The following is a 23731-nucleotide window of genomic DNA, read 5'->3' as shown; positions in this document are numbered from 1 at the left end:
TTTAATTGAAAGAGGATTCTTCATGGCACTGAAAAAAACGCCACTCTTGGCCGCCTTGGTTGCTACTGTGGCGACAAGCCTGCTCGCCGGGTGTGGCGATGATGTCGGTAAGGTCAGCCTGGGCGTATTCACTACCAAAGATGTGATCATAGATGCCAAGACAGATCCCAAACTGCCCGGTGTTACTTGTCATATCAGCCGCATAGAGGCCAATTTGGATTTTGCCGATCCATCTGATATGAGTATCAGCTGTCGCCAGACCGGGCCGATAACCAAGGCGCAACTGGCCGGTATCGAACTGGGTAAGAAGGGCGAGATAGTGTTTACCGAGTCCTTGAGCATCTTGTTCAAAAGCCTCAAGGTGAGGCGTATCTATGACAGTGAACACCAGACACTCCTGTATCTGTCTTATTCCACCAAGGAAACCAACGGCAGTCACAAGCACGCCCTGTCCACTGTGCCGCTGTGGGGAACCGACGCTTACGAGCCAAGGTCACAGGCGCTAAACTGATAATTCCGGGGGCAGATAAGAATCACCTGGGAATAGGCTTTTTCTTCTTTTTCATTGCATTGTCATACACAGAGGCGGTGATGGTTAGAAGGAGACTTAGTCTGTTCCTTTTTCAGCTAGTCTGAATTAATTAGAGTCAAGGATATCAGCCCTTTGATTCTGCTTTATGCCTCGCCATAGCAGCTGACCACCGAGTATCAGCACCAACATAATCACGGGCCCACCGACAGCATAATCGTTCAAGGCGATCATCGGCGGTAACTGGACCGTGTCTTGGTATGATGCATCGGAAACTATGATCAGAAGCGCCAAACCTGCTGCCGCCAACAAGGCGATACCGCTTGAGCGGCGCCAGTTACGGCGGCGGTTGAGAAAACCGGCGAGGGTGAGACTAACAGCCGCCAGCAAGGCACCAAAGATAACCATAAAGTATTTTGCCGGTTGTTGCTCCGGCAGGCTCTGGAAGGCACCAAAAATACAGACATAAGCCGAAAATGCGCCAACCAGCAGTAATAGGTGAGCAAACAGTAAACGTAGCAGTGACATACGGGTCCTTGTTGTCTTTGGAAAAGTTGATTTCAGAGCTAGGTGCCGTATCCGCGGTGTGGCTCAGCAAAGCGCGTAGGGCTTATAAGGTTTTGCAAATCAAACCTTCAAAAAGAGATTAAAACATAAAAAAAAGCCCGCTTGAAACAAGCGGGCCGCAAAAAATAAAATCATTGCAATCAACAAATTGAAGGAAGGAAGTCAAGCATAAGAACCAGGGAAAACTGCCATGAAAGCTACACAACAGTTTTGAAGTTCTTGGTTTTCATATTTACCGGGGTAAATACTTCCTGAAAACGAGGCATATTTTAGTGACAGAATGTGTCAGCAACAAGCGAGAAAAACTACGTCATGAGATAAGTAAAACTAATGTCACAAAGGTGATGTAAATCACGTAAATGCAGTTATAGCCCGTGTTTCGCTTCTTTACTCAATGTGGTTGCATAAATCTGCAATTTATATAATTAATCCTTGTTGCCGTTTTATTAACATTTGTCATTGTTCAATCCTTGCACAGATTGCAATTTGACGATTGTGTCGGTTTTTTTTGCTTGTATAGTACTTTGCAAGTCGCTGCGTTTGCATTTTTTTGCTAAAACGCCGCTGTACGCCTCTTTATTTAGTCGGACAGGAAGTTTCCATGACAATAACTACAAAATTGGCTCGCCCTATGCTGTTGGCTGTAGGCTTGAGCCTGGCGCTCGGCGCCTGCCAGAGCACAGATACCCCAAATGGCCAGAGTTCGCTGGCTGCTGTTAAATCCCAGTATCCGGCGACCCGCGCCGAAGTGCTGGTTGAAAACATTCACGGTGTTCAGGTTGCCGATCCTTATCGCCACCTGGAAGAAAGCACCCCGGAAACAGAAGCCTGGGTTAAGGCTCAGCAAGCTTTTGGACAGGAGTATCTGTCGGCTATCCCCAACAAACAGGCGGTAGTCGACAGGATCACCACCCTGTGGAACTACGAAAAAATCTCTGCCCCTTTTGAAAAGGGTGACAACACCTTCTACTACCGCAATGACGGCCTGCAGGCCCAGTCAGTGCTCTATGTTAAAGACAAACAGGGTAATGAGAAGGTGTTGCTGGATCCCAACGCTTTCTCCGACAAGGGCACAGTTGCCCTGTCAGGTGTGTCAGTGAGTGACGATGGCAAGGTGCTGGCCTATGGTGTCTCCGAGTCCGGCTCCGACTGGCAACAGTGGCAGTTTATGGATATTGCCAGCGGCAAGCTGCTCAGCGACAAACTGGAGTGGATCAAATTCTCCTCTGCCGTGTGGGATCACGCCAATGAAGGCGTATTCTATGCCCGTTATGATGCCCCGGCCGGCGGAGACAAGATGGCCGATGTCAACTTCAATCAGAAGGTTTACTACCATAAGCTGGGCACAGATCAGAGCCAGGACAAGCTGGTTTATGAAAGACCGCAAAACAAGGACTGGGGCTTTGGTATTGGAGTCTCTGAAGACGGTGACTATCTGTTGCTGTCCATCTCCCAGGGAACTGACAGCCGCAACCGCTTCTTCTATAAGTCACTCAAAGATCCAAAAGCGGAAGTGGTTGAGCTGATTTCCGAGTTGGAAGCCGAGTACAGCTTTATCGGTAACGACAAGTCAGTGTTCTACTTCAAGACAGATCTCGATGCCCCCAACGGCAAAGTGATTGCCATAGATTTGCGCCACCCGGCCAAAAAAGACTGGAAGACAGTGATCCCTGAGACAAAGGACCCTATCGCCAGTGTTGGTATCATTAATGATCACCTGGTGGTGAGCTCACTGCATGACGTGCTGGGGCAGCTGTCCATCTACTCCATGGGCGGCGTCAAGCGCCAGGACGTGACTCTGCCGGGTAAAGGCAAGATTGCCGGCCCATACGGCAAACGCAGTAAAGACTACTTCTATTACACCTTCAACAGCTATGTGCAGCCGCAGACCACCTATAAGTTTGACTTCAAGACAGGTGAGTCCGAGCTGTACCAGAGCCCTAAAATCGCCTTTAATCCGGATGATTACGTATCCGAGCAGGTGTTCTACACCAGCAAGGACGGTACCAAGGTGCCCATGATGCTGTCCTACAAGAAAGGGCTGAAGAAAGACGGCACCAACCCGACACTCCTGTACGCCTATGGTGGTTTTGCCATCTCCATGACCCCAAGGTTCAGCCCGGCCAATATCGCCTGGTTGGATATGGGCGGCATCTATGCTGTGCCCAGCCTGCGTGGCGGCGCCGAATATGGTGAGAGCTGGCACCAGGCAGGTATGTTCGACAAGAAGCAAAATGTGTTTGATGACTATTTTGCCGCTGCCGAATACCTGCTGGATCAGGGCTATACCAACAAGAGCAAACTTGGCGCTTATGGCCGCAGTAACGGTGGCCTGTTGATGGGGGCCGCCGTAACCCAAAGACCGGATCTGTTTGCTGCCGTACTGCCCGCCGTAGGGGTACTGGATATGCTCAGATTCCACAAGTTCACCATAGGCTGGGCCTGGACCAGTGAATATGGCAGTGCCGACAATGCCGAGCAGTTCCCGGCGCTGCTGGCTTACTCGCCATATCACAACGTCAAGTCTCAGGCTTATCCTGCGACTATGGTGATGACAGCCGATCATGATGACAGGGTGGTGCCGCTGCACAGCTTCAAGTTTGCCGCCATGATGCAGGCCAAGCAGCAGGGGGATCAGCCGGTTATCATGCGTATCGAGTCCAATGCCGGTCACGGCGCAGGTAAACCCACGGCGATGAAGATAGATGAAGCGGCGGATATCTTCACCTTCCTGTGGCACAACTTTGGCTTGACCCTGCCGAGTAAAATCGACGGTTAAGCTTAAGTTAAGCCTTGAAAAAATAAACTGGGGCCTGCGGGCCCCTTTGCTTTTTCCGCCATTCACAAGCGGATTGTGGATAAGGTATAGTAGGCCTCACTTTTGGCGCATTAAAAGCAAGTGAAAGCATGTTTCGTTGGCCTATCACTGTCTATTATGAAGACACAGACGCGGGTGGGGTGGTTTACCATTCCAACTATTTGAAATTTTTTGAAAGAGCCCGAAGTGAGTGGCTCAGATCTATGTCGGTGAGCCAAACCGCTCTGTTGCAGCAGGATATCGCCTTTGTGGTACGCCGCGCCGAGCTGGATTTCTGCAAGGCGGCGCGATTTGAGCAGAACCTTTGGGTGGAAACCCGTGTCTCAGAAGTGAAGCGGGCATCTTTGGTGTTTGAACAGCGCCTGGTAGATGCCGAGGGTGAGTGTTATTGCGCGGCCAGCATTCTGGTTGCCTGTATTTCACTCGAGCGCATGCGGCCACTGGCCATTCCCCAACACATATTGCAGGAGTTTAAAAAAGGTGGAAGCTGAGATTTCGTTTATTGGATTGTTCATGCAGGCCAGTTTGTTGGTAAAACTGGTGATGCTCACCTTATTGTCTCTGTCTATCGCGTCCTGGGCTGTGATTATCCAGAGGCGCAAACTCCTGAAAGCGGCCAGGCAAAATGCCGAACGCTTCGAAGAGAAGTTTTGGTCCGGTGTGGATCTCAATCGTTTGTACCAGGAGCTGTCGGCCCGCCAGGAAAGCAACTCAGGGCTTGAGTCCATGTTTGTATCCGGCTTCAAGGAATACGCCCGCCTGTCGAAACTGAACGGCCGGGTGCCAGAAGCCATTATGGATGGCAGCTACCGCGCCATGCGGATCTCTCTCTCCAAAGAGTTGGATAAGCTGGAAACTCATCTGCCACTCTTGGCAACCATAGGCTCTACCAGTCCCTATATCGGCCTGTTTGGTACAGTTTGGGGGATCATGAACTCCTTTATCGCCTTGGGCGCGGTGGAAAATGCCACTCTGGCCATGGTGGCACCGGGTATTGCCGAAGCGCTTATTGCTACCGCCATGGGCCTGTTCGCCGCCATTCCTGCGGTTATCGCCTACAACAGATTCTCTACTCAGGTGGAAAAGGTCGAGTCTTCCTACGCCAACTTTATGGAAGAGTTCTCCGGCATATTGCACCGTCAGGCATACAGCGATAAGGAAGCCGTATGATGCAGGGATATCAGCGCAAGCGGCGTCGCCCCGTCGCTGAAATCAATGTGGTGCCCTATATCGACGTGATGTTGGTGCTGTTGATCATCTTTATGGTGACGGCGCCGATTGTGACTCAAGGGGTGAAGGTGGACTTGCCTCAGGGTGAGGCCGAACCGCTGCCCGCCGACAGCAAGCCGCCAGTGGTGGCCTCTATCAATGCCGAGGGTGAGTATTTTCTCGACTTGGGTGGCTCACCCAATAATGAGGTGCTGGATCTGGAAGAGATCAGCACCCGGGTCAGCGCCATCATTAAGATGGAGCCGGATCGCCCCGTGGTGGTCAAGGGCGATCGCGCTATTCCCTACGAACGGGTAATCCAACTGATGGTGTCGCTGCAACATGCCGGCGTGCCTTCGGTCGGTTTGATGACAGATTCGCCAGAGGAGAAGTAAGTGGCTGGGAAATCTGATTTTACTGTCCCCTTTATCATCTCAGCTGTGCTGCATATTGGGGTTATTGCGATTCTGGCCATGGGCGTGGACTTTCAGGACAAACCCAAATTGCCGACACCACAGGCCCAGTCTGCGCCTGTGCAGGCCGTGGTGGTCGATCAGCAGAAAGTGGATGACTATGTCCAGAAGCTGAAACAGGACAAGGCCGACGCCGAGCGCCGCGAGCGCGAACGGCAGCAGGAACTGGATCGCCAGGCCAATGAGGCCAAAAAGGCCCGCGAGCAGGAGCAGGAACGGATCCGCAAACTGGAAGCCGAGCGCAAGCAAAAAGAACTGGAGACCCAGAAAGCTGCCGACGCTGCCAAAGTTGCCAAGCTGAAAGAGCAGCAGGAGAAAGAAAAGGCCCAGAAAGCCGAGGCCGAGCGTAAGGCCAAGGAGCAGCAGCGTAAGGAAGCCGAAGAGGCCGCTCTTAAGGCAGAGCAGAAACGCAAGGCTGAAGAAGCAGCCGCCAAAAAAGCGGAAGAGGAGCGCAAACGCAAAGAAGCTGAACGTAAGGCCAAAGAAGAAGCCGAGCGTAAACGCAAGGCCGAGGAAGAGGCCCGTCGCCGTCAGGAGCAGGAGTTGGCCGATGCGCTGGCCGCCGAGCAAGCCGCCTTGTCGGCGACTCGCAATCGTCAGGTTATGAGTGAAGTCGACCGTTATCGAGCGATGATCACCGCCACTATTCAGCGCAATCTGGTAGTGGACGAGTCGATGCGCGGCAGAGTCTGTAAGGTCAAGGTGCGTCTGGCCAAAGATGGCTTTGTTACCAACAGCCAGATCATCGAAGGGGATCCTGTGGTATGTCGCGCCGCCAAGGCCGCCATCAATAAAGCCGGGCGTTTGCCGGTTTCCCAGGAGCCCGATGTGTATCAGCTGATGAAAGAGATTAATTTAGAAGTTAGACCGGAATTCAACTAAGGGAGCCCCATGAAACGAATTGCCAAGAGTCTTATCTGTTTGCTGGCCGTGCTGGTGCTGCCGGCCAAGGCGGCACTGGATATAGTGATCACCGAAGGGGTGGACGCCGCGCGTCCCATTGCCGTGGTGCCATTTGTTTGGCAGGGCGCCGGGCCGGCCCCAGAGTCGATTTCGGATGTAGTGATGTCCGATTTGACCCGCAGCGGTACTTTCAAGCCATTGGATGAATTGTCACTGGGTCAGCGTGCCATCAGCAAGATGGACGAGTTCAATGCCGCCGCCTGGAAGAATGTTTCTGCCGAAGCCGTGGTGATGGGCTATGTGAAACCCTATGGCGCCGGTAAGTATCTGGTGAGCTTTGACCTGGTGGACTTGGTCAAGGCACAGATGCAGTCCGGTGGCCCTCAGTCCCGCAGCGAACTCTTGCTGGATAGCCGCGAAACCGTTATCAGCGAAGCGCAATTTCGCCAGTATGCTCACAGGATCAGTGACATAGTTTATGAGAAACTGACCGGGATCCGCGGTGCCTTCCTGACTCGTATCGCCTATGTGGTGGTCAATCACCAGGAGAAAAACCCTTACCGCCTGATGATTGCCGACTACGATGGCTACAACGAACAGATGCTGCTGCGCTCGCCTGAGCCTTTGATGTCTCCGGCCTGGTCTCCGGACGGGCGTAAGCTGGCCTATGTCAGTTTCGAAAACAAAAAGGCCGAAGTGTTTGTCCAGGATATCTACAGTCAGAGCCGCACCAAGGTTACCAGTTTTCCCGGTATCAACGGCTCGCCAAGCTTTTCGCCCGATGGGACTAAGCTGGCGCTGACTCTGTCCCGCGACGGTCAACCTGAGGTCTATGTAGTAGAGATTGCCACAGGCGCGCTCAAGCGGATCACCAACCACTATGCCATTGATACTGAAGCCACTTGGTTCCCCGATGGTAAGTCGCTGCTGTTCACTTCCGAGCGGGGTGGCAGGCCCCAGCTATATCAGGTAGAGTTGGCCTCAGGCAAGGTGACCCGCCTGACATTCGAAGGCGAGTGGAACCTGGGGGGAACTGTGACCCCTGATGGCCGCAGTATGATTTTCGTCAACAGAACCAACGGCAAATACAATATTGCCCGTATGGATCTGCAGACGCGTTTTATGCAGGTGTTGACCTCAACCCGGCTCGATGAATCACCCAGTGTTGCCCCTAACGGCACCATGGTGATTTATGGCACCACCTATAACGGCAAGCAGGTGCTGGCAGCGGTATCTGTCGATGGCCGCTTCAAGGCGCGGTTGCCTGTGGGGCAGGGTGAGGTGAAATCACCCGCTTGGTCACCGTTTCTATAACTTATATTTCAGAAGGATAACATGATGGATCTCAACAAGTTGTTTAAGGCAATCGCAATCGCTGTGCCATTACTGGCTCTGGGTGCCTGTAGCTCAACTTCAGAATCAGAAACGGACGCCAGCGGTTCGACAACTTCCGGCAGTGAGTACGGTAGTGGTGCCGGCGGTGTGGAAATCGGGGGTGCCAATCCGGTGCTGAGCCCTGAAGAACAGCAGCGCCTCAAGTTCCAGGAACTGCGTAAAGAACACGTCATCTACTTTGATTTTGACCGCAGTGAAGTGCAGACAGAATTTGCTGAAATTCTGGAAGCCCACGGCACTTATCTGGTTGAACACCCTAACGTACGCGTGTTGATCGAAGGCCACGCCGACGAGCGCGGTACGCCTGAGTACAACATAGCTCTGGGTGAGCGCCGCGCTAAGGCGGTAGCCAAGTACCTGCAGGGTATGGGCGTACTGCCAAGCCAGATGAGCATTGTCAGCTATGGTGAAGAGAAGCCGTTGGATATGAGCCACACAGACGAAGGGTTTGCCAAGAACCGTCGCGCTGTGCTGGTGTACTGATCCCGGCATTAGAGGGATATTGAAGAATGAAGAAAGCCGTTATTATCACGGCCATGCTTCTGGGAACTGGGGTCGCTTATGCGGCCCCAGCGCCCGTTGAAGACATTGGTGGCGGTTCCAGTGAGGATCGCATCGCCCGCCTTGAGCGGATCATCAAAGCCCGTCAGCAAGCCGAGTTTGAGACCATGCGCAGAATGGATACCCTGCAGCAAGAGGTGCTGGAACTCAGAGGCCTGACCGAACAACAGAACTATCAGATCAACCAGATGCTGCAGCGTCAGCGCCAGCTCTATGACGAAATCGCCAACCTGCAGAGCAAGCCGGCGGCGCCCGCCGTCAGTCAAACCTCATCCAATCTGGTGGCCAGTTCGTCTTTGTCCGAGACCGACAGTTATCAAAGGGCGGTCGACCTGGTACTGAAAGAGCGTCAGTACGACGCTGCAATTCCGGCATTTCGTGACTTTATCAAGCAGTATCCCAATTCGGGCTTTGCCGATAACGCCAACTATTGGCTCGGGCAACTGCTCTATAATAAGAATGAATTTGCCGAAGCCAAAACTGCGTTTGCCAATGTGGTCGATAACTTCAAAGAATCGGGTAAGCGGGCCGACAGTCTGGTTAAACTTGGGCTGATTGCCGAAAAAACCGGTGATAAAACGGCGGCGAAGAACTACTATCAGCAAGTGGTGAAACAGTACGCAAACAGCGCTGCAGCAAGGATTGCACAGCAGCAATTGGCGGCAATTAAACCATGATTTAACTAAAAAACATCCGCCCAGTTTGTTTTTCATGCAAACAACAAAAAATCGGGAATTTACACTTGCATGAGAATCACAAAGCGGTATTATAGGCGCCCTCAGCACGGCATGGCCTGCTGAGGCGAAACTTGAATGGGTCGTTAGCTCAGTCGGTAGAGCAGTTGGCTTTTAACCAATTGGTCGAAGGTTCGAATCCTTCACGACCCACCAAATTCATGTTTCGTAAACCTTTTTAGTGGGTCGTTAGCTCAGTCGGTAGAGCAGTTGGCTTTTAACCAATTGGTCGAAGGTTCGAATCCTTCACGACCCACCACTGATTTATTGCGGTCTGCCTCGGCAGTTATGTCGGGTCGTTAGCTCAGTCGGTAGAGCAGTTGGCTTTTAACCAATTGGTCGAAGGTTCGAATCCTTCACGACCCACCATCGCAATTTAAATCAACAATCTGGCAGTATATCCGTGGGTCGTTAGCTCAGTCGGTAGAGCAGTTGGCTTTTAACCAATTGGTCGAAGGTTCGAATCCTTCACGACCCACCATTTGCCTGAGAATAGGGTGACACCCAGATGGGTCGTTAGCTCAGTCGGTAGAGCAGTTGGCTTTTAACCAATTGGTCGAAGGTTCGAATCCTTCACGACCCACCATTTCTCAGCGTACTGCAAAAGGTAGATCTTCCTGCGGGTCGTTAGCTCAGTCGGTAGAGCAGTTGGCTTTTAACCAATTGGTCGAAGGTTCGAATCCTTCACGACCCACCATCAGGAAAGATAGACCACAACATTCAGTGGGTCGTTAGCTCAGTCGGTAGAGCAGTTGGCTTTTAACCAATTGGTCGAAGGTTCGAATCCTTCACGACCCACCACTGAATGCTCCATCTGTATGGGTCGTTAGCTCAGTCGGTAGAGCAGTTGGCTTTTAACCAATTGGTCGAAGGTTCGAATCCTTCACGACCCACCATTCAGAATTCCTTCTGCAAAATATTAAGTCTGTTATTCCCAAACCACAAAAATAATCAAGCTAATTTAGCTAACACTTTTCTACTTTTGTCTTATAGACCTATTGCCAATGTTTCAATTCTGTTAAACATCGGATAGTGCTTCTTGCTAGCTCAATCTGTCTCGGCTGTTGTGCGTTTTGCCGGGTGGATTGGCATAACAACAAGGAGACAATCCAAGATGAAACAAGCAAGACTCACCGGGGTGTGTGCAGCAACCCTTTTGGTACTGGGCGGTTTGGGGACGGCTCAGGCATCGGTATTGGACAAGACTGATATGCAGTTTGGCGGTTATCTCAAGGCCGATATCATGTTCAGCGATTACAGTAATGGCGCGCCCGACTCCAACAACGTCTCACGCCAGTTTTACGTGCCAGGCGCCATCTATGGGGTAGATGGCAACGGCAAGCAGGTGACCGACTTCCAGGCACGGGAAACCCGTTTTAACTTCAAGACGGTAACAGATCTTGACGGCCATACGCTCACCGGCTTTATTGAGCTGGACTTTATGACTCATACCGATGGTGATGAGCGGGTATCCAACAGCTATTCACCGCGGATTCGTCATGCCTTTATCAGCTATGACAACTGGACCATAGGCCAGACCTGGACCACCTTTATGAACCCGGGGGCACTGCCGGAAAACCTCGACTTTGTCGGCGCCACCGAAGGTACGCCCTTTGCCCGTCAGGCGCAGCTGAGATACAGCAATGGTGGCTTTCAAATCGCCATTGAAAACCCGGAAACCACTATTACTCCCTATGGCGGTGGCAGCCGGATCACCAGTGGCAATGGGGTAATGCCGGATCTTATCGCCCGTTATAACTTTAAGACCTCAGGTGGCGCCAGTTTCTCTGTAATGGGGATGCTGAGGCAACTTGAGCTTGAGACCCGTATCGCTAATCAGGACATAGACAGCACTGAGCTCGGCTATGGCGCCAGCGTGGCCGGGATCATTCCTGTGGGCCGTGATGATATCCGTTTCACCGCCACCTATGGCGAAGGCCTGGGTCGCTATGTGGCGCTCAACTTTGCCAATGGCGCGGTACTGGACAACAACAACGATCTGCAGGCGATAGAATCCTACTCAGGTTTTGTGTCTTATCGTCACTGGTGGAACGAGCAGTGGCGCTCAAGCTTTACCTTGTCCGCTTTCAGCGCCGATAATGATGTGTCTCTGACCGGAGGCAGCGCCAACAAAGAATCCTATTCAGGTTATATCAACCTGCTTTACTCGCCGGTGAAGGCTCTGACCTTTGGGGTAGAGTATATGTATGCCAAGAACGAGCGGGAAAACGGCACAGATGGTGAGCTTAACCGGGTCACCTTCTCAGCCAAATACGTGCTCTAACCTTTGTTGCGACCGGGAGCTGTGACGCCCTATTTATAACTCCCTATTTATACTCTTAGCCAAGCCACCTCAGGGTGGCTTGCTTTTTAACTCTGGCCCTAAATATCCCGGCAATGGCGAAATCTGCCTCAAAGGTTTAGGAGCTGTAATAAATGACATGGTTTTCCTTTATTGCCAAATCCCGTCCTCGGGGGCCATCAACGGCATAAACGGGCTATGACCGGTTTCGTTGCTGATTGTTGCGTCTGGCTTGCCAAACACTAATTCGCTATTCATGCCATTGATAACATGTGAAAAGTTATTCTTCACGTGTTAGCGCTTTGAGGGAACTGGAGAGATAATTGAAATGTATGAGCGGCTTACATAGCTGAACCGTTTAAGCCGCCCTTGGGGGATCCAAGCTGAAAGTAAAAAAATGCCCCTCAAGGAGGGGCAATGAGGAGGAAGTACGCTTTTACTCTGTACGGTTGAGCCGCGACTCAATCAGAGTATCAATCACGGCTGGGTCGGCCAGAGTTGATGCATCTCCAAGGTTGGTAATCTCGTTGGCGGCAATCTTACGCAGAAAGCGGCGCATGATCTTGCCGGAGCGGGTCTTGGGCAGGCCGCCGGCAAACTGGATAAGATCCGGGGTCGCCAGGGCGCCAATCTCTTTGCGTACCCATTGTCTCAGTTGCTGTCTCAGCTCTTCAGTAGCTTCTATGCCCTTGGTCAGTGTGACATAGGCGTAGATCCCCTGGCCCTTGATGTCATGGGGATAACCCACAACGGCGGCCTCGGCCACCAGATCGTGCGCCACCAGTGCGCTTTCAATCTCGGCGGTACCCAGACGGTGACCGGAGACGTTAATCACATCATCGACCCGGCCGGTGATCCAGTAGTAGCCATCTTCATCACGGCGGGCACCGTCACCGGTAAAATACATGCCGCGGAAGGTTTTGAAGTAGGTCAGGGCAAAGCGTTCATGGTCACCGTAAATTGTGCGCATCTGCCCCGGCCAGGAATCCAGCATCACCAGGTTGCCCTCGGTAGCGCCTTCCAGAATATTGCCCATGTTGTCTACCAGTGCTGGCTGTACCCCAAAGAAGGGGCGGGTGGCCGAGCCAGGTTTGGTATCAGTGGCGCCGGGCAGCGGGCTGATAAGAATGCCACCGGTTTCGGTTTGCCACCAGGTATCAACAATCGGACACTGCTCATGACCTATGACCTCGTGGTACCAGCGCCAGGCCTCAGGGTTGATGGGTTCGCCTACAGAGCCCATGATCCGCAGCGAGCTGCCGTTAAACTGGTCAAACTGCTCCTTGCCTTCGGCCATCAGGGCGCGAATAAGCGTAGGAGCCGTGTAGAGTATGTTGACCTGGTGGCGGTCAATCATCTCGCCCAGGCGGGCTGGGCTTGGGTAGTTGGGCACACCTTCGTGAATAAGCACTGTGGCGCCATTGGCCAGCGGGCCGTAAATCATATAGCTGTGGCCGGTGATCCAGCCCACATCTGCGGTGCACCAGTAGACTTCGCCTTGCTTGTAGTCGAACACATATTCGTGGGTCATGGAGGCGTACACCATGTAGCCGCCTGTGGTGTGCAGCACACCCTTGGGGTTACCGGTGGAGCCTGAGGTGTAGAGCAGGAATAGGGGATCCTCGGCGCCCATCTCTTCCACTTCGCAATGTTCGGAAGCGGTTTCGGTCAGTGATTCCCACCAGACATCACGGCCTTCGACCCAGTTGATATCATTGCCGGTGCGTTTAAGCACTATCACCTTCTCAACCGTGGTGACATCCGCATGGGAGAGCGCCTCGTCGATATTGCGCTTGAGCGGAATAGCCCTGCCGCCGCGCAGGCCTTCGTCTGCGGTCAAAATGACTTTGGAGCGGCCATCTATGATGCGTGAGGCGATGGAATCCGGGGAAAAACCACCGAATACCACGGAATGTACGGCGCCGATGCGGGCACAGGCCAGCATGGCGATGGCGGCTTCCGGCACCATGGGCATATACATGGTCACCACGTCGCCGCGGCGCACGCCCTGGCTCTTGAGGGCGTTGGCAAATTTGCACACTTCTGTGTGCAGCTGGCTGTAGCTCAGGGTGCGTTGATCTTTGGCATCATCGCCTTCCCAGATGATGGCGGTCTGATCGCCCAGTTTCTCCAGATGGCGGTCGAGGCAGTTGGCCGAGGCATTCAGCGTGCCGTCGTAGAACCAGTTGATCGACAAATTGTGATCGTCAAATGAGGTTTTCTTGACCTTGGTATAGGGCTTGATCCAGTCAATACGCTTGCCATGTTCTCGCCAGAAACCTTCGGGGTTAACCACGGACTCCTGGTACATTTTCTTATATTTTTCATCATTTACCAGTGCATTGGCCGCAATCGCTGCGGGCACTTTATAAAGAGACTGAGTACTCATTGGGCTTCCCCTTGTTTTTATCATACGTGAGCCAAAGTATGGGTTGCTTGGCTGTGCTGTCTCTATTAGACATTGGTCTAGTGATGAAAAAATGTTATTTATTAATCGGTTATTGCGTTTAAAACGCACAGCTTGAAGTGCTTGAGCCAGCGTGGTTTTTTAAGGTTTGCGCGGGTTTAGATTGGCATCCAATAAAGGTTTTTTGCCCCCAATGGGCGCCCAATAAGATGCAGAACGCCGCAGAGGTTCATCAAACCCCTTGGCTGGTGTAATCTAGCCGGGATAACAACAGTCGCCGAAGGATACGGCGACAATAAAGAGAACCCTATGAATTTGACCCTTTTTGTGGCGGTGATCGCCGTCTGTTATGTCTGCTTGCTGTTCCTGCTTGCCTGGGGCGCGGAGCGCTGGTTCAGTGGTGTCACCCGCAGGTTACAGAAATGGATCTACGCCCTCAGTCTGGCAGTGTATTGCTCTTCCTGGAGCTTTCTCGGCACGGTTGGCCAGTCGGCCAATGACTTTTGGTCCTATTTGCATATCTTTATTGGCCCCATCATCATCTTTACCCTGGGCTTTGGCATGTTGCGCAAAATGGTGGTGGTGTCCAAGGCGCAAAATATCACCTCGGTGGCTGACTTTATCGCCGCCCGCTACGGCAAGTCGCAGCCGCTGGCGGTGATCATCACGCTCATCGCCCTGTTCGGCATCATGCCCTATATCGCGCTGCAGCTGAAAGCCATGGTGTTCAGTCTAAGCCTGTTCCAAAGCCCGGATGATCCGCTCGATGGTGCCAAAGTCGCGCTTATCATTGCTGTGCTGCTGGCCATCTTCGCCATCCTTTTCGGCACCCGCAAACTGGATGCCACCGAGCATAATCCGGGGATGATGCTGGCCATCGCCTTTGAATCTTTGGTTAAACTGGCCGCCTTTGTATTAGTGGGCGGTATAGTGGTCTTCGGGGTATTCGGCGGCTTTGGCGACCTCTGGAGCCAGGCCAGCGCCAAGGGCGTAATAGTCAATCCCAATCTAAGGCTCGAAGCGCTGATGCCCGAGCTGATAGTCGGCATGGCGGCTTTTCTCTGTATGCCGCGGCAGTTCCACGTCATGGTGGTAGAGGCCGAAGGCGAGCAGACTCTGTCCAAGGCGCGCTGGTTGTTCCCGCTTTATATTGGCCTGTTCGGTTTGTTTGTCGGGCCGCTGGCACTGGCGGGCAAGGTGCTGCTCGGCGACAGTGTCTCTGCCGATACTTATGTGATCAATCTGCCGCTGGCGCTGGACGCACCTTGGCTGGCGATAGTGGCGCTGCTGGGAACCCTCTCGGCCGCCACTGGCATGGTGATAGTGGCAGTGGTGACCATCAGCGTGATGATTAGTAACGAGTGGCTGGTGCCAGTACTCTTGCGTACCGGGCAGATCCGTCGTAAGAACTTCAGCCAGTTTTCCCAGCAACTGCTCTATGCCAGACGTCTCTCCATCGCGCTGATCCTGGCTTTCGGGTATTTCAGTTACCTGAGTTTTGACAGCAGTGATTCTCTGTCCAACCTGGGCATGCTGTCTTTCGGCGCCTTTGCCCAGTTGGCACCGGCCTTGGTGGGCGGCCTCTACTGGAAACACGGCAATCGCGCCGGGGTGTTTCTCGGTATGGCGGCGGGCTTTGGTCTGTGGGGCTTTTTGCTGCTCAAGGGCTCTGGCGCCTGGGAAGGCGTGCTGGCAGGTCAGTTTGAACTGTTAAAGGCGCTTAAGCCCAATGTCAACGATACCCTGCTTGCACTCGGTGCCAACCTGATTGGCTATATCGGCGGCTCTATCTGGCTGCGCGCCGGCTTGGTGGAGCGTATTCAGGCCAGCGCCTTTGTCACCCCGGGTGAACTCAAAAACACAGGTAATCGCAAGACGGGCCCCATTAGTCAGCAGGACTTGCTGATCCTGGCCAGTCGCTTTGTCAGCCCGACCCGGGCCTATGAGAGTTTCTCGCGCTTTTCTGCCGATGCGGTGCGCAGCGATAGCTGGCACAAGACGGCACCGGCCGAGCTTATTGCCCATACCGAGCACATGCTGGCCGGGGTACTGGGGGCTTCCAGCGCTTCTTTGGTGATGGACTCAGTGTTGCAGGGGCGGGATCTGGCCCTCGATGAAGTCTTCAGCCTGGTGGATGAGGCCTCGTCGAAGATTATTCTCAGTCAGGACATGCTGCGCGCCGCCATAGAACACGCCTACGAGGGCATGAGTGTGGTCGACAAAGATCTCAACCTGGTGGCTTGGAACTACCGCTATGTAGAGCTTTACGACTATCCGGAGGATTTCCTGCAACCGGGCATGCCCATCAGCGAGGTGATACGTTTCAATGCCGCCCGCGGCTACTGCGGCCCGGGGGATGTGGACGAGCATGTCGAGCGCCGGGTACAGCATATGCGCAACGGCACCGCCCATAGCTCAGAGCGGCGCAGGCGCGATGGCAAGGTGATCAAGATTCAGGGCAATCCCATGCCGGACGGCGGCTTTGTGATGACCTTTACCGACATTACCCAATATCGCGAGCAGCAACAGGTGTTGGAGCAAGTCAACGAAACCCTGGAGGCCAGAGTCAAGGAGCGCACCTATGAGCTGGCGCTGCTCAACAGCAAGCTGCTCGAAGCCAAGGCTCAGGAGGAGATGGCCAACGCTTCCAAGAGTCGTTTCCTGGCGGCGGTGGGGCATGACTTAATGCAGCCCCTCAACGCGGCCAGGTTGTTTACCGCCTCTTTGAGTCAGTATCCCGGGCTTGACAGGGAAGGGCGGCTGACCCTCTCCCATGTCAACAGCTCACTGAAAACCGCCGGTGAACTGCTGACCGATCTGTTGGATATCTCCAAGCTGGATTCCGGCATGGTGGAGGTAAAACGGCGCGACTTTGCCATCTCCGAAGTACTCAACACCCTGGCGGTGGAGTTTGAGGCCATGGCCAAAGACTGCCAGATCCATTTTGCCATGATGCCCTGCAGCCTGACGGTCAATTCAGACCCTTCACTGCTGCGGCGGGTGCTGCAAAACTTTCTCACCAACGCCTATCGCTATGCCAAGGGCGGGCGGGTGCTGATGGGCTGTCGCCGCCGCGGTAGTGAGCTTGAGGTGCAGGTGCTGGATACCGGCTGCGGCATTGAAGCCGGGCAGCTTAGGGAGATATTTCACGAATTTAAACGCCTTGATAACCCCCATTCCAACAGCGTCAACGGCCTGGGGCTTGGGCTGGCGATAGCCGACAGAATAAGCAAGGTGCTGGAGCATGATATCCGTGTATCTTCGGTGCAGGGCAAGGGCTCTGTATTTGCCATTCGGGTGCCGCTGGGTGCCACTGTCAGCGTGCCGCAGCCCAAGGCCATCTCTTCTGTGTTGCAGCCGCTCGCCGGGGTCAAGGTGCTGTGTATCGACAACGAAGAGGCTATCCTCGCCGGGCTCGAAAGCCTGTTGAGCCGCTGGCAGTGCGAGGTGATCTGCGCCCGGGATCTGAGTGATGCCAGGATCAAGCTGGGGCTCAAAGGGGTGGCGCCGGACATCATGCTGGCTGATTATCATCTGGATAAGGGCCAAAACGGCGTCGATGCCATGGATGAGCTCAGGGCGCTGTATGGGCAACATCTGCCCGGCATTTTGATCACCGCCAACACCCGCAAGGATCTGGTGGAGGATGTCGAGCGCCGCGGTTACCACTATATGGCCAAGATGATTAAACCGGCGGCGCTCAGAGCCTTGATCTCCAGCCTGGTGAAGAAGGCGTAATTCAAAAGCTCAGTGAAATAGCCTTTGGAAACGGGACCAGATTTATCGGCAATAAATCAGGCCCGGTATTTTAGTGGGTGACTTCTGTTTGTGTCTGTATCTGTATCAGTGCCTGCGTCTGCGTCTGCGCCGGAACCCCTGAGTATCCATCAGCTCGCCAGGGGCGGTAAGCCAGACCGTAGCTCAAGGTCGCCATGGTCCAACCGATAAGGGCGCTGGCGATATCGTGCGATAAAAAGTGGGCGCCGCGAAACTCCTGACACAGACTGAACACGGCGCCTATCAGCAATACTGCGCCGAGTAACTTAAAGCGCCATTTTGGCTTCAAGACCAATGCCAGATAATAAAGTCCCACCCAGGCAAAGGCGCCGCTCGAGTGGCCGCCGGGGAAACACTGGCCCAACTCAGTGTCAACGCTCAGGCTCATGGGGAAGGGCAGATAAGGCTTTTGGCCTCCAAATAGACTGAGATCCCAGGGGCAGGCAACATTGGTTATGCTCTTGCCGATACGTACCAGAAGTACGGTTGCCAGGGCGCTTGTAAACAACATCAGCAAGGGCCGGCGCCAGCGTTTCATTGAGGCTTTGAAACTGCTCAATACCAAGCTCGACAGCAACACAACTGCCGCCAGCACCACCAGATCCCGTCCTCCTGTGTGCAGCAGTTTGTCTGCGACAAAGGCATGGCGCCAGGGCCAGGCCGTGTCGGTGCCCTCAAATGCCAACATCCACTGTGCCAGCAGCAGGTCGGCATTAGTGATGTGCAGCAAGATAAGCAGGCCAAGCCCTACCGATAACGGCAACAATAGATGATGTTTGAACCAGTGTTGAAAACTCAGCGGGTGGCTTGCAATGGGCATTGTGATTCCTGTGACATAGCGCGAGTTTAAACCGAGTCGCAGCTGAGATCTGTAAAATAAAAAGCCTGAAAAGCGGGTGTTGAACTCATGGCGTTGAACTCACGGCCCGGCTGGTGGATAGGAATTATTCTGGCCGGCTCAGATTAAGGTCTGCTTAAGGCCGGGGATTTTTGTCTCAATTGCCCGGAATGGCGTATTGCAATGAGTTGAAACAAAACCTTTTTTGCGTATTTTTTTGCCACTGGTTATGTTACAGGGGTAGCTCTGCTATGGCGCTGGTTAAGTTGCGGTTTTGGCGGGGGATCCCCACTGGTTTGCTGGTATTCAAATACAAGGAACAGGAATGAAGCTCAATAAACTCTTTTGGCTGACGGCCCTTGCGCTCGGCAGCCCCAATTTGCTGGCTGCCGAGGTCAAACTCCTGCGGGAGCCGGATCTTCGCGGTGATACTCTGGTGTTTTCCTACGCCAAGGATATCTGGAAAGTGTCGCTCAAGGGCGGCGAGGCGGTGCGCCTCACCAGCTTCCAGGGCCAGGAGATGCAACCCAAGCTGTCGCCCGACGGCAAGTGGGTGGCTTTTACCGGCGACTATGAGGGTAATCAGGATATCTACCTGCTGCCGATTGCCGGTGGCGAGCCCAAACGCCTGACCTTCCACCCGGATGTGGATCAACTGGTGGGCTGGAGCCCGGACAGCAAATCGGTATTGTTGCGATCCGGCAGGGCCAATGCCCCAAGAGGCTGGCAGCAGCTGTTTACCCTGTCCATCGAGGGCGGCAATCCCAAGCCTTTACCCATGAACCGCGCCTTTGACGGCAGTTTCTCTGCCGATGGCAAGCAGTTGGTTTACCGCCGCGCCGGTCTTTGGGATCCGGGCTGGCGTAACTACCGCGGCGGCCAGAATCAGCCGCTCAGGTTGATTTCGCTCGATAGCCTGGAGGAAAAAGATCTACCCTGGGACAACACCCAGGATCTCGAGCCCCAGTGGCACGGCGACTATATCTATTTCCTCTCCAACCGCTCTCAGGTCACTAATATCTTTCGGGTAGCGGCCAAAGGCGGCGAGCCGGAGCAGGTGACCCATTACCAGGATGCCGATGTCAAAGGTTTTACCCTGGATAACGACACTCTGGTATACGAATACCGCGGCGAGCTGGTGAAAAAATCGCTGGCTAATACCAATGCCAACGACAAGGGAGAGGCACTGGCCATCAGCCTGCATGCCGATTTCCCCTGGGTGCGGCCACGCTTTGAAGAGGTTGAAAAGCAGATAGAGTCGGCGGCCATTTCGCCTACCGGTAAGCGCGCCCTGTTTGTGGCCCGCGGCGATGTATTTACTGTGCCCGTGGAGCACGGTGATGCCCGTAATCTTACTGAAAGTTCAGACAGCCGCGAAGTGGGCGCCGCCTGGTCCAACGGCGGCAAACAGCTGGCCTGGTTCTCCGACAAGAGCGGCGAATATCGCCTGGTGATAGCGGATCAACTCGGCAAGCCGCAGCAAGAGATCAAACTGGCTGAGAAGGGCTTCTATAGCGGACTTATCTGGTCGCCCGATGATAAACAGCTGGTGTTCAGCGATCAGCGCCAGCAACTCTGGCTGGCGGACTTGTCCAAGGGCAAGGCGCAGGTTATCGACAGCCAGCCGGTAGTGAATCCCGACTGGGAAATGGCCCCCAGTTGGTCGCCTGACAGCCGTTATCTGGCCTACAGCAAGCAGGATGACAGCTTCTTCCGCAGTCTCTACCTGTTCGATAGCCGCAATAATCAGAGTAACAGAATTACCCAGGGCATGGCCGATGTGCGTTACCCAGTGTGGGACCGCGCCGGCGACAAGCTCTATTTTGCCGCCAGTACCGATTATGGCCCTCATGCTGCCTGGTTGGATATGACCTCGGTTGCCTTCACCCCGACTTACGGCCTCTACACCATGCTGCTCAATACCCGCACCGAGGCGCCCATGCTGCCAAGAAGCGACGAGGAAGAGGGCAGCACTGAAGAGGAAGCCAAAGGCTCAGATGCGCCACCTGCGGTGCGAATCGATCTCAACGGTATAGCGCAGCGGGTGCTGCCTCTGGGTGAGAGCGGTAAAATCCACAGCCTGAGCGCCGGTAAGCCAGGTGAGCTGTTCTATATGCAAGACTTGGATGAAACCACAGAGCTTCGCAAGTACAGCACTGAGGAACGTAAGGCCGATACCCTGGCCGGTGATGTCGATGAGTATCACCTGAGCCACGACGGCGAGAGCCTGCTGGTGAAAATCGGCGACAACTGGAAGCAATTTGCCGGCGCCGCGCCCTTGGGGGACGATGCCAAGACGCTTAACGTCAAGCTGACGGCCCGTATCGATCCCAAGGCCGAATGGCAGCAAATCTTCCGCGAAGCCTGGCGCTTCCAGCGCGATTACTTCTATGTCAGTAATCTGCACGGTGCCGATTGGGACGCGGTATACAAGGAGTTCCAGCCACTGGTTGCCCATGTGCGCCACGGTGCTGACATGACCTATCTGCTCGATAACATGGGCGCCGAAACCTCTGTGGGCCACTCCTTTACCAATGATGGCGATCTGCCGGAAATTGCCGACAACCGCACCGGCCTGCTCGGCGCCGATGTTGAGGCGACCGACAAGGGCTACCGCTTCAGCCGCATCTATCGTGGCGAAAACTGGTATCCGGCGGACCAAGGAAGTGCGCCGCTGGCTCTCTATCCCCAGGTCAAGGCGGGCCAGTATCTGCTGGCAGTCAACGGCAAGCCGCTGGATAACAAGGCCAACTTCTATCAGGCCTTCCAGGGGACTCTCGGTAAACAGACCCGTCTCAGCATCAGTCCGGATGGCAGCGACAAAAAAGCCTTCGAAGTGACTGTGGTGCCAACGGCCAGCGAACAGGCATTGAGACGTAACGCCTGGGTTGAGGATAACCGCAAACGGGTGGATGAAGCTTCCGGCGGCAAATTGGCTTATGTCTGGGTTCCGGATACAGGCGAGAACGGCTTCAGCTATTTCAACCGTTACTTCTTCGCCCAGAATCAGCGCCAGGGAGTGATCATAGATGAGCGCTTCAACCACGGCGGTTACATTGCCGAGTACATCATAGATGTGCTACGCCGCGAGCGTAACGGCTACTTCAATAACCAGATGGCCGGCGATCACCCCATGACCAGTCCGGGCAGCGGTATCTGGGGGCCCAAGGTGATGCTGATCAACGAAGTCTCCGGCTCGGGCGGCGACATGCTCCCTTATATGTTCCGCTATTACCAAGTGGGCAAGCTGGTGGGTAAACGCACCTGGGGTGGCTTGGTCGGTATCTGGGGCGTGCCTTCCCTGATGGATGGCGGCCATATCACGGCGCCGCGCAGCGGTTTCTTCAGTATCGACGGCCAGTGGCGGGTCGAGAACGAAGGGGTGGGCCCGGATGTGGAAGTCGAGCAGTGGACCAAAGACACAGCCAAAGGCATAGATCCTCAGCTGGAAAAGGCCATCGCCATTGCCTTGGATGAGCTGAAATCTGCCGCGCCTGTGAAGCTGCCACAGCCCGCCGATCCAGTGCGGGTGCCTCAGATGAAATAGCTTTGATGATATGGCTCTGATGAAATAGCTCAGGGGAAACTAGCCCAATAACTTGCGCCGCTTGCCTTAGTCTTACAGGCAAGCGGCGCTTTTTGTTGGAAAACTATCAAAACTCAGCCAATTATTTTGTAAAAAATAACCAAGACAGGCTTTTATGGCTTTTGTCGAAAACTTGACCTATGACTAATTGTTTTAACAAACAGTACTGAGTATTGTGTAACTAATTCAGGTGCTTATCTTTAGCCTTTACTTAAACTCAAGGTCGGAAGCTGTTGCATTTTTCTGTTTTCAGCGGAATTCAGGGACGAACAACATTCGCGCCCGTGCGGTAGCTATGAGGGTTACTCAGCTTTTGTAGAACGCTTGCTCATCGAATTAAGATAGTACCCAGAAGTTTGGAGATGATTTTGCGCGTTATTTCTGCAACATCACAAAAAATAACTTAAAATTCATAAAGATATAAAACCATTTTGGTAGATAATAGGTTTGGAAACCGCGCATGCGCGTTTTGCTGCAAGGGATATTCGGGCTAAACTCTATTATATTTAACTAATACAAAGAGATAGCGATGCGCGTTTACACTCATCCGATGACTAAAACGCGCATGCGCACTATACAGCTGTTAAGCTTCAATGAGAACAATGTGGACTACGAAGAAATAAAACGACAGGGTATCGCTGATTTTGTCGAAGATGAAGAACAAACTAGACCAGATCGTATTGTTAGATTTGTCGAACTAAATGAACTGTTTGCGCTACAGGGAGATATGCTGTTAACCGGAGGTTTACAGTCTCACTTAGCTTTTCATGAATTGGCTAATAGTTACGTTAATGGTAATTACATGGCAGTCGTATTACTGTGCCAAGCGTTTATTGAGCACTCATTGTCCGGTGAGTTCATCATGAGAGGGCAGAGTACGATAGCTGAATCCTCATTTAAGATAATCCTCGAATCTGCAAAAGCCGCTGAAATTATCAATGGAACGCTTTTTGAACAATTAGAAGTATTACGGAAAATCCGCAACCCCTATGTTCATGCGAAAGCGGGGCTTAAAAATGGCTCATTGGCTAAAAAAATGATCGATGGTCGATTTGAATCTGCTGAAGAACTAGCTAAATCAGATGCATTAAAATCACTTGGTATACTAAAGTCTTTTGTTCATCAAAATGTATTCATGTGGGTGCCTGAGCCTGAAGCTTAACAGTTCAAGAGGGATTCACAACGCTTGGCATTTTTGCTTCTACTTCAAATTTAGTGTTTATGGCACAATACGTTAGGTTGGGTGGAGGCGTTGTTCACCCCTTAATTGGGCGTTATATGCCATTCGGAGAAAATAGGAAGTTAAGTATGTTTGGTGAGTTGAAGAAAGTGCCGTTACGAAATATCTGGGCACATGAAGCGCAAGATTTTACTCCTTGGCTAGCGGAAAACATCGAAGAGCTGGGAAACGCTGTTGGTTTGGAGCTTGAGCTAGTTCAAGAAGAAGCAAGTGTCGGGAATTTTTCTCTTGATATCTTAGCTAAGGATCTTGGGTCAGCTGAAAACGTCATTATAGAAAACCAGTTTTCTCAAACTGAGGTAGTGTTCATAAATCTGTGTCATTTGAGTAATATACACCCAAAAGGATATTCAAATGACCAAACCTACATTCGACATGGAAGCCGCCATTGA

At 53.1% G+C, this 23731-nt stretch carries 17 protein-coding genes and 8 tRNA genes; 22 read left to right on the top strand and 3 right to left on the bottom strand.

Annotated features, from left to right (window positions below):
- Positions 1-22: 22 nt before the first annotated feature.
- On the top strand, positions 23-511 hold the full coding sequence (locus ACMHXH_RS03930; RefSeq protein WP_039033359.1) for a CreA family protein: 489 nt from the start codon (positions 23-25) through the stop codon (positions 509-511).
- Positions 512-637: 126 nt separating this feature from the next.
- Here ACMHXH_RS03930 and ACMHXH_RS03925 read toward each other — a convergent pair whose 3' ends face one another.
- Complete coding sequence (locus ACMHXH_RS03925) at positions 638-1057, bottom strand: hypothetical protein (protein WP_039033358.1); 420 nt, start codon at positions 1055-1057, stop codon at positions 638-640.
- A 640-nt stretch (positions 1058-1697) separates the two neighbouring features.
- Between ACMHXH_RS03925 and ACMHXH_RS03920 the strand changes: the two genes are divergently transcribed.
- From ACMHXH_RS03920 to ACMHXH_RS03840, 17 genes are all read left to right on the top strand, one after another.
- Entirely contained in the window at positions 1698-3875 is a 2178-nt protein-coding gene (locus ACMHXH_RS03920) for a prolyl oligopeptidase family serine peptidase (RefSeq protein ID WP_039033357.1), read from the top strand.
- A 128-nt stretch (positions 3876-4003) separates the two neighbouring features.
- A complete protein-coding gene (ybgC, locus tag ACMHXH_RS03915) occupies positions 4004-4405 on the top strand; it encodes a tol-pal system-associated acyl-CoA thioesterase (protein ID WP_071475837.1) in 402 nt (133 codons plus the stop codon).
- Entirely contained in the window at positions 4395-5084 is a 690-nt protein-coding gene (gene tolQ / locus ACMHXH_RS03910) for a protein TolQ (protein WP_025011953.1), read from the top strand. Before ybgC ends, tolQ begins: the two co-directional genes overlap by 11 nt.
- Positions 5081-5518: a protein TolR gene (gene tolR, locus ACMHXH_RS03905; RefSeq protein WP_071475836.1), complete on the top strand. Its 438-nt coding sequence runs from the start codon at positions 5081-5083 to the stop codon at positions 5516-5518. Before tolQ ends, tolR begins: the two co-directional genes overlap by 4 nt.
- Positions 5519-6478 (top strand): cell envelope integrity protein TolA, encoded by a 960-nt coding sequence (tolA, locus tag ACMHXH_RS03900; protein ID WP_039033354.1) that lies wholly within the window; start codon positions 5519-5521, stop codon positions 6476-6478.
- Between the two features lie 9 nt (positions 6479-6487).
- Positions 6488-7813: a Tol-Pal system beta propeller repeat protein TolB gene (tolB, locus tag ACMHXH_RS03895; RefSeq protein ID WP_039033353.1), complete on the top strand. Its 1326-nt coding sequence runs from the start codon at positions 6488-6490 to the stop codon at positions 7811-7813.
- Between the two features lie 24 nt (positions 7814-7837).
- Positions 7838-8377, top strand: a complete 540-nt coding sequence (gene pal, locus ACMHXH_RS03890; RefSeq protein ID WP_039033352.1) for a peptidoglycan-associated lipoprotein Pal — start codon at positions 7838-7840, stop codon at positions 8375-8377.
- A gap of 26 nt (positions 8378-8403) precedes the next feature.
- The gene (gene ybgF / locus ACMHXH_RS03885) at positions 8404-9132 is read left to right on the top strand and encodes a tol-pal system protein YbgF (RefSeq protein ID WP_039033351.1); all 729 of its coding nucleotides are present in this window, start codon (positions 8404-8406) and stop codon (positions 9130-9132) included.
- A 137-nt stretch (positions 9133-9269) separates the two neighbouring features.
- Positions 9270-9345, top strand: a tRNA-Lys gene (locus ACMHXH_RS03880).
- A gap of 27 nt (positions 9346-9372) precedes the next feature.
- A tRNA-Lys gene (locus ACMHXH_RS03875) sits at positions 9373-9448 on the top strand.
- 34 nt (positions 9449-9482) lie between these two features.
- Positions 9483-9558, top strand: a tRNA-Lys gene (locus ACMHXH_RS03870).
- A 36-nt stretch (positions 9559-9594) separates the two neighbouring features.
- Positions 9595-9670, top strand: a tRNA-Lys gene (locus ACMHXH_RS03865).
- Positions 9671-9699: 29 nt separating this feature from the next.
- Positions 9700-9775, top strand: a tRNA-Lys gene (locus tag ACMHXH_RS03860).
- A 35-nt stretch (positions 9776-9810) separates the two neighbouring features.
- Positions 9811-9886: transfer RNA gene (locus ACMHXH_RS03855), tRNA-Lys, on the top strand.
- A gap of 28 nt (positions 9887-9914) precedes the next feature.
- Positions 9915-9990 (top strand) — tRNA-Lys (locus tag ACMHXH_RS03850).
- 19 nt (positions 9991-10009) lie between these two features.
- Positions 10010-10085 (top strand) — tRNA-Lys (locus ACMHXH_RS03845).
- A gap of 218 nt (positions 10086-10303) precedes the next feature.
- Entirely contained in the window at positions 10304-11473 is a 1170-nt protein-coding gene (locus ACMHXH_RS03840) for a DcaP family trimeric outer membrane transporter (RefSeq protein WP_039033350.1), read from the top strand.
- Between the two features lie 454 nt (positions 11474-11927).
- Here ACMHXH_RS03840 and acs read toward each other — a convergent pair whose 3' ends face one another.
- Entirely contained in the window at positions 11928-13880 is a 1953-nt protein-coding gene (acs, locus tag ACMHXH_RS03835; RefSeq protein WP_039033349.1) for an acetate--CoA ligase, read from the bottom strand.
- Positions 13881-14207: 327 nt separating this feature from the next.
- Between acs and ACMHXH_RS03830 the strand changes: the two genes are divergently transcribed.
- Positions 14208-17636: a PAS domain-containing hybrid sensor histidine kinase/response regulator gene (locus ACMHXH_RS03830; RefSeq protein ID WP_039033348.1), complete on the top strand. Its 3429-nt coding sequence runs from the start codon at positions 14208-14210 to the stop codon at positions 17634-17636.
- 70 nt (positions 17637-17706) lie between these two features.
- Here ACMHXH_RS03830 and ACMHXH_RS03825 read toward each other — a convergent pair whose 3' ends face one another.
- Entirely contained in the window at positions 17707-18495 is a 789-nt protein-coding gene (locus ACMHXH_RS03825; protein WP_251767050.1) for a phosphatase PAP2 family protein, read from the bottom strand.
- Positions 18496-18838: 343 nt separating this feature from the next.
- On the opposite strand from ACMHXH_RS03825, the gene ACMHXH_RS03820 reads away from it, so the two are divergent.
- The 3 genes from ACMHXH_RS03820 (at position 18839) to ACMHXH_RS03810 (ending at position 23731) form a co-directional block, all read left to right on the top strand.
- Entirely contained in the window at positions 18839-22060 is a 3222-nt protein-coding gene (locus tag ACMHXH_RS03820) for a S41 family peptidase (RefSeq protein WP_162207256.1), read from the top strand.
- A 643-nt stretch (positions 22061-22703) separates the two neighbouring features.
- Complete coding sequence (locus ACMHXH_RS03815) at positions 22704-23261, top strand: hypothetical protein (protein ID WP_335912917.1); 558 nt, start codon at positions 22704-22706, stop codon at positions 23259-23261.
- A gap of 146 nt (positions 23262-23407) precedes the next feature.
- Positions 23408-23731 (top strand): hypothetical protein, encoded by a 324-nt coding sequence (locus ACMHXH_RS03810; protein WP_413737637.1) that lies wholly within the window; start codon positions 23408-23410, stop codon positions 23729-23731.

Source organism: Shewanella sp. BJSY2023SW001 (assembly GCF_047314685.1).
Taxonomy (GTDB): domain Bacteria; phylum Pseudomonadota; class Gammaproteobacteria; order Enterobacterales; family Shewanellaceae; genus Shewanella; species Shewanella indica.
This window is presented reverse-complemented; position numbering and strand designations above follow the sequence as displayed.

Excerpts from the sequence above, each read along its gene's own strand:
- tolR (WP_071475836.1), top strand. The coding sequence starts at position 5,081 with ATGATGCAGGGATATCAGCGCAAGCGGCGTCGCCCCGTCGCTGAAATC.
- ACMHXH_RS03925 (WP_039033358.1), bottom strand. The coding sequence starts at position 1,057 with ATGTCACTGCTACGTTTACTGTTTGCTCACCTATTACTGCTGGTTGGC.
- ACMHXH_RS03825 (WP_251767050.1), bottom strand. The coding sequence starts at position 18,495 with ATGCCCATTGCAAGCCACCCGCTGAGTTTTCAACACTGGTTCAAACAT.
- ybgC (WP_071475837.1), top strand. The coding sequence starts at position 4,004 with ATGTTTCGTTGGCCTATCACTGTCTATTATGAAGACACAGACGCGGGT.
- ACMHXH_RS03930 (WP_039033359.1), top strand. The coding sequence starts at position 23 with ATGGCACTGAAAAAAACGCCACTCTTGGCCGCCTTGGTTGCTACTGTG.
- tolB (WP_039033353.1), top strand. The coding sequence starts at position 6,488 with ATGAAACGAATTGCCAAGAGTCTTATCTGTTTGCTGGCCGTGCTGGTG.
- ybgF (WP_039033351.1), top strand. The coding sequence starts at position 8,404 with ATGAAGAAAGCCGTTATTATCACGGCCATGCTTCTGGGAACTGGGGTC.
- ACMHXH_RS03820 (WP_162207256.1), top strand. The coding sequence starts at position 18,839 with ATGAAGCTCAATAAACTCTTTTGGCTGACGGCCCTTGCGCTCGGCAGC.
- acs (WP_039033349.1), bottom strand. The coding sequence starts at position 13,880 with ATGAGTACTCAGTCTCTTTATAAAGTGCCCGCAGCGATTGCGGCCAAT.
- pal (WP_039033352.1), top strand. The coding sequence starts at position 7,838 with ATGGATCTCAACAAGTTGTTTAAGGCAATCGCAATCGCTGTGCCATTA.
- ACMHXH_RS03810 (WP_413737637.1), top strand. The coding sequence starts at position 23,408 with ATGTTTGGTGAGTTGAAGAAAGTGCCGTTACGAAATATCTGGGCACAT.
- ACMHXH_RS03840 (WP_039033350.1), top strand. The coding sequence starts at position 10,304 with ATGAAACAAGCAAGACTCACCGGGGTGTGTGCAGCAACCCTTTTGGTA.
- ACMHXH_RS03920 (WP_039033357.1), top strand. The coding sequence starts at position 1,698 with ATGACAATAACTACAAAATTGGCTCGCCCTATGCTGTTGGCTGTAGGC.
- ACMHXH_RS03830 (WP_039033348.1), top strand. The coding sequence starts at position 14,208 with ATGAATTTGACCCTTTTTGTGGCGGTGATCGCCGTCTGTTATGTCTGC.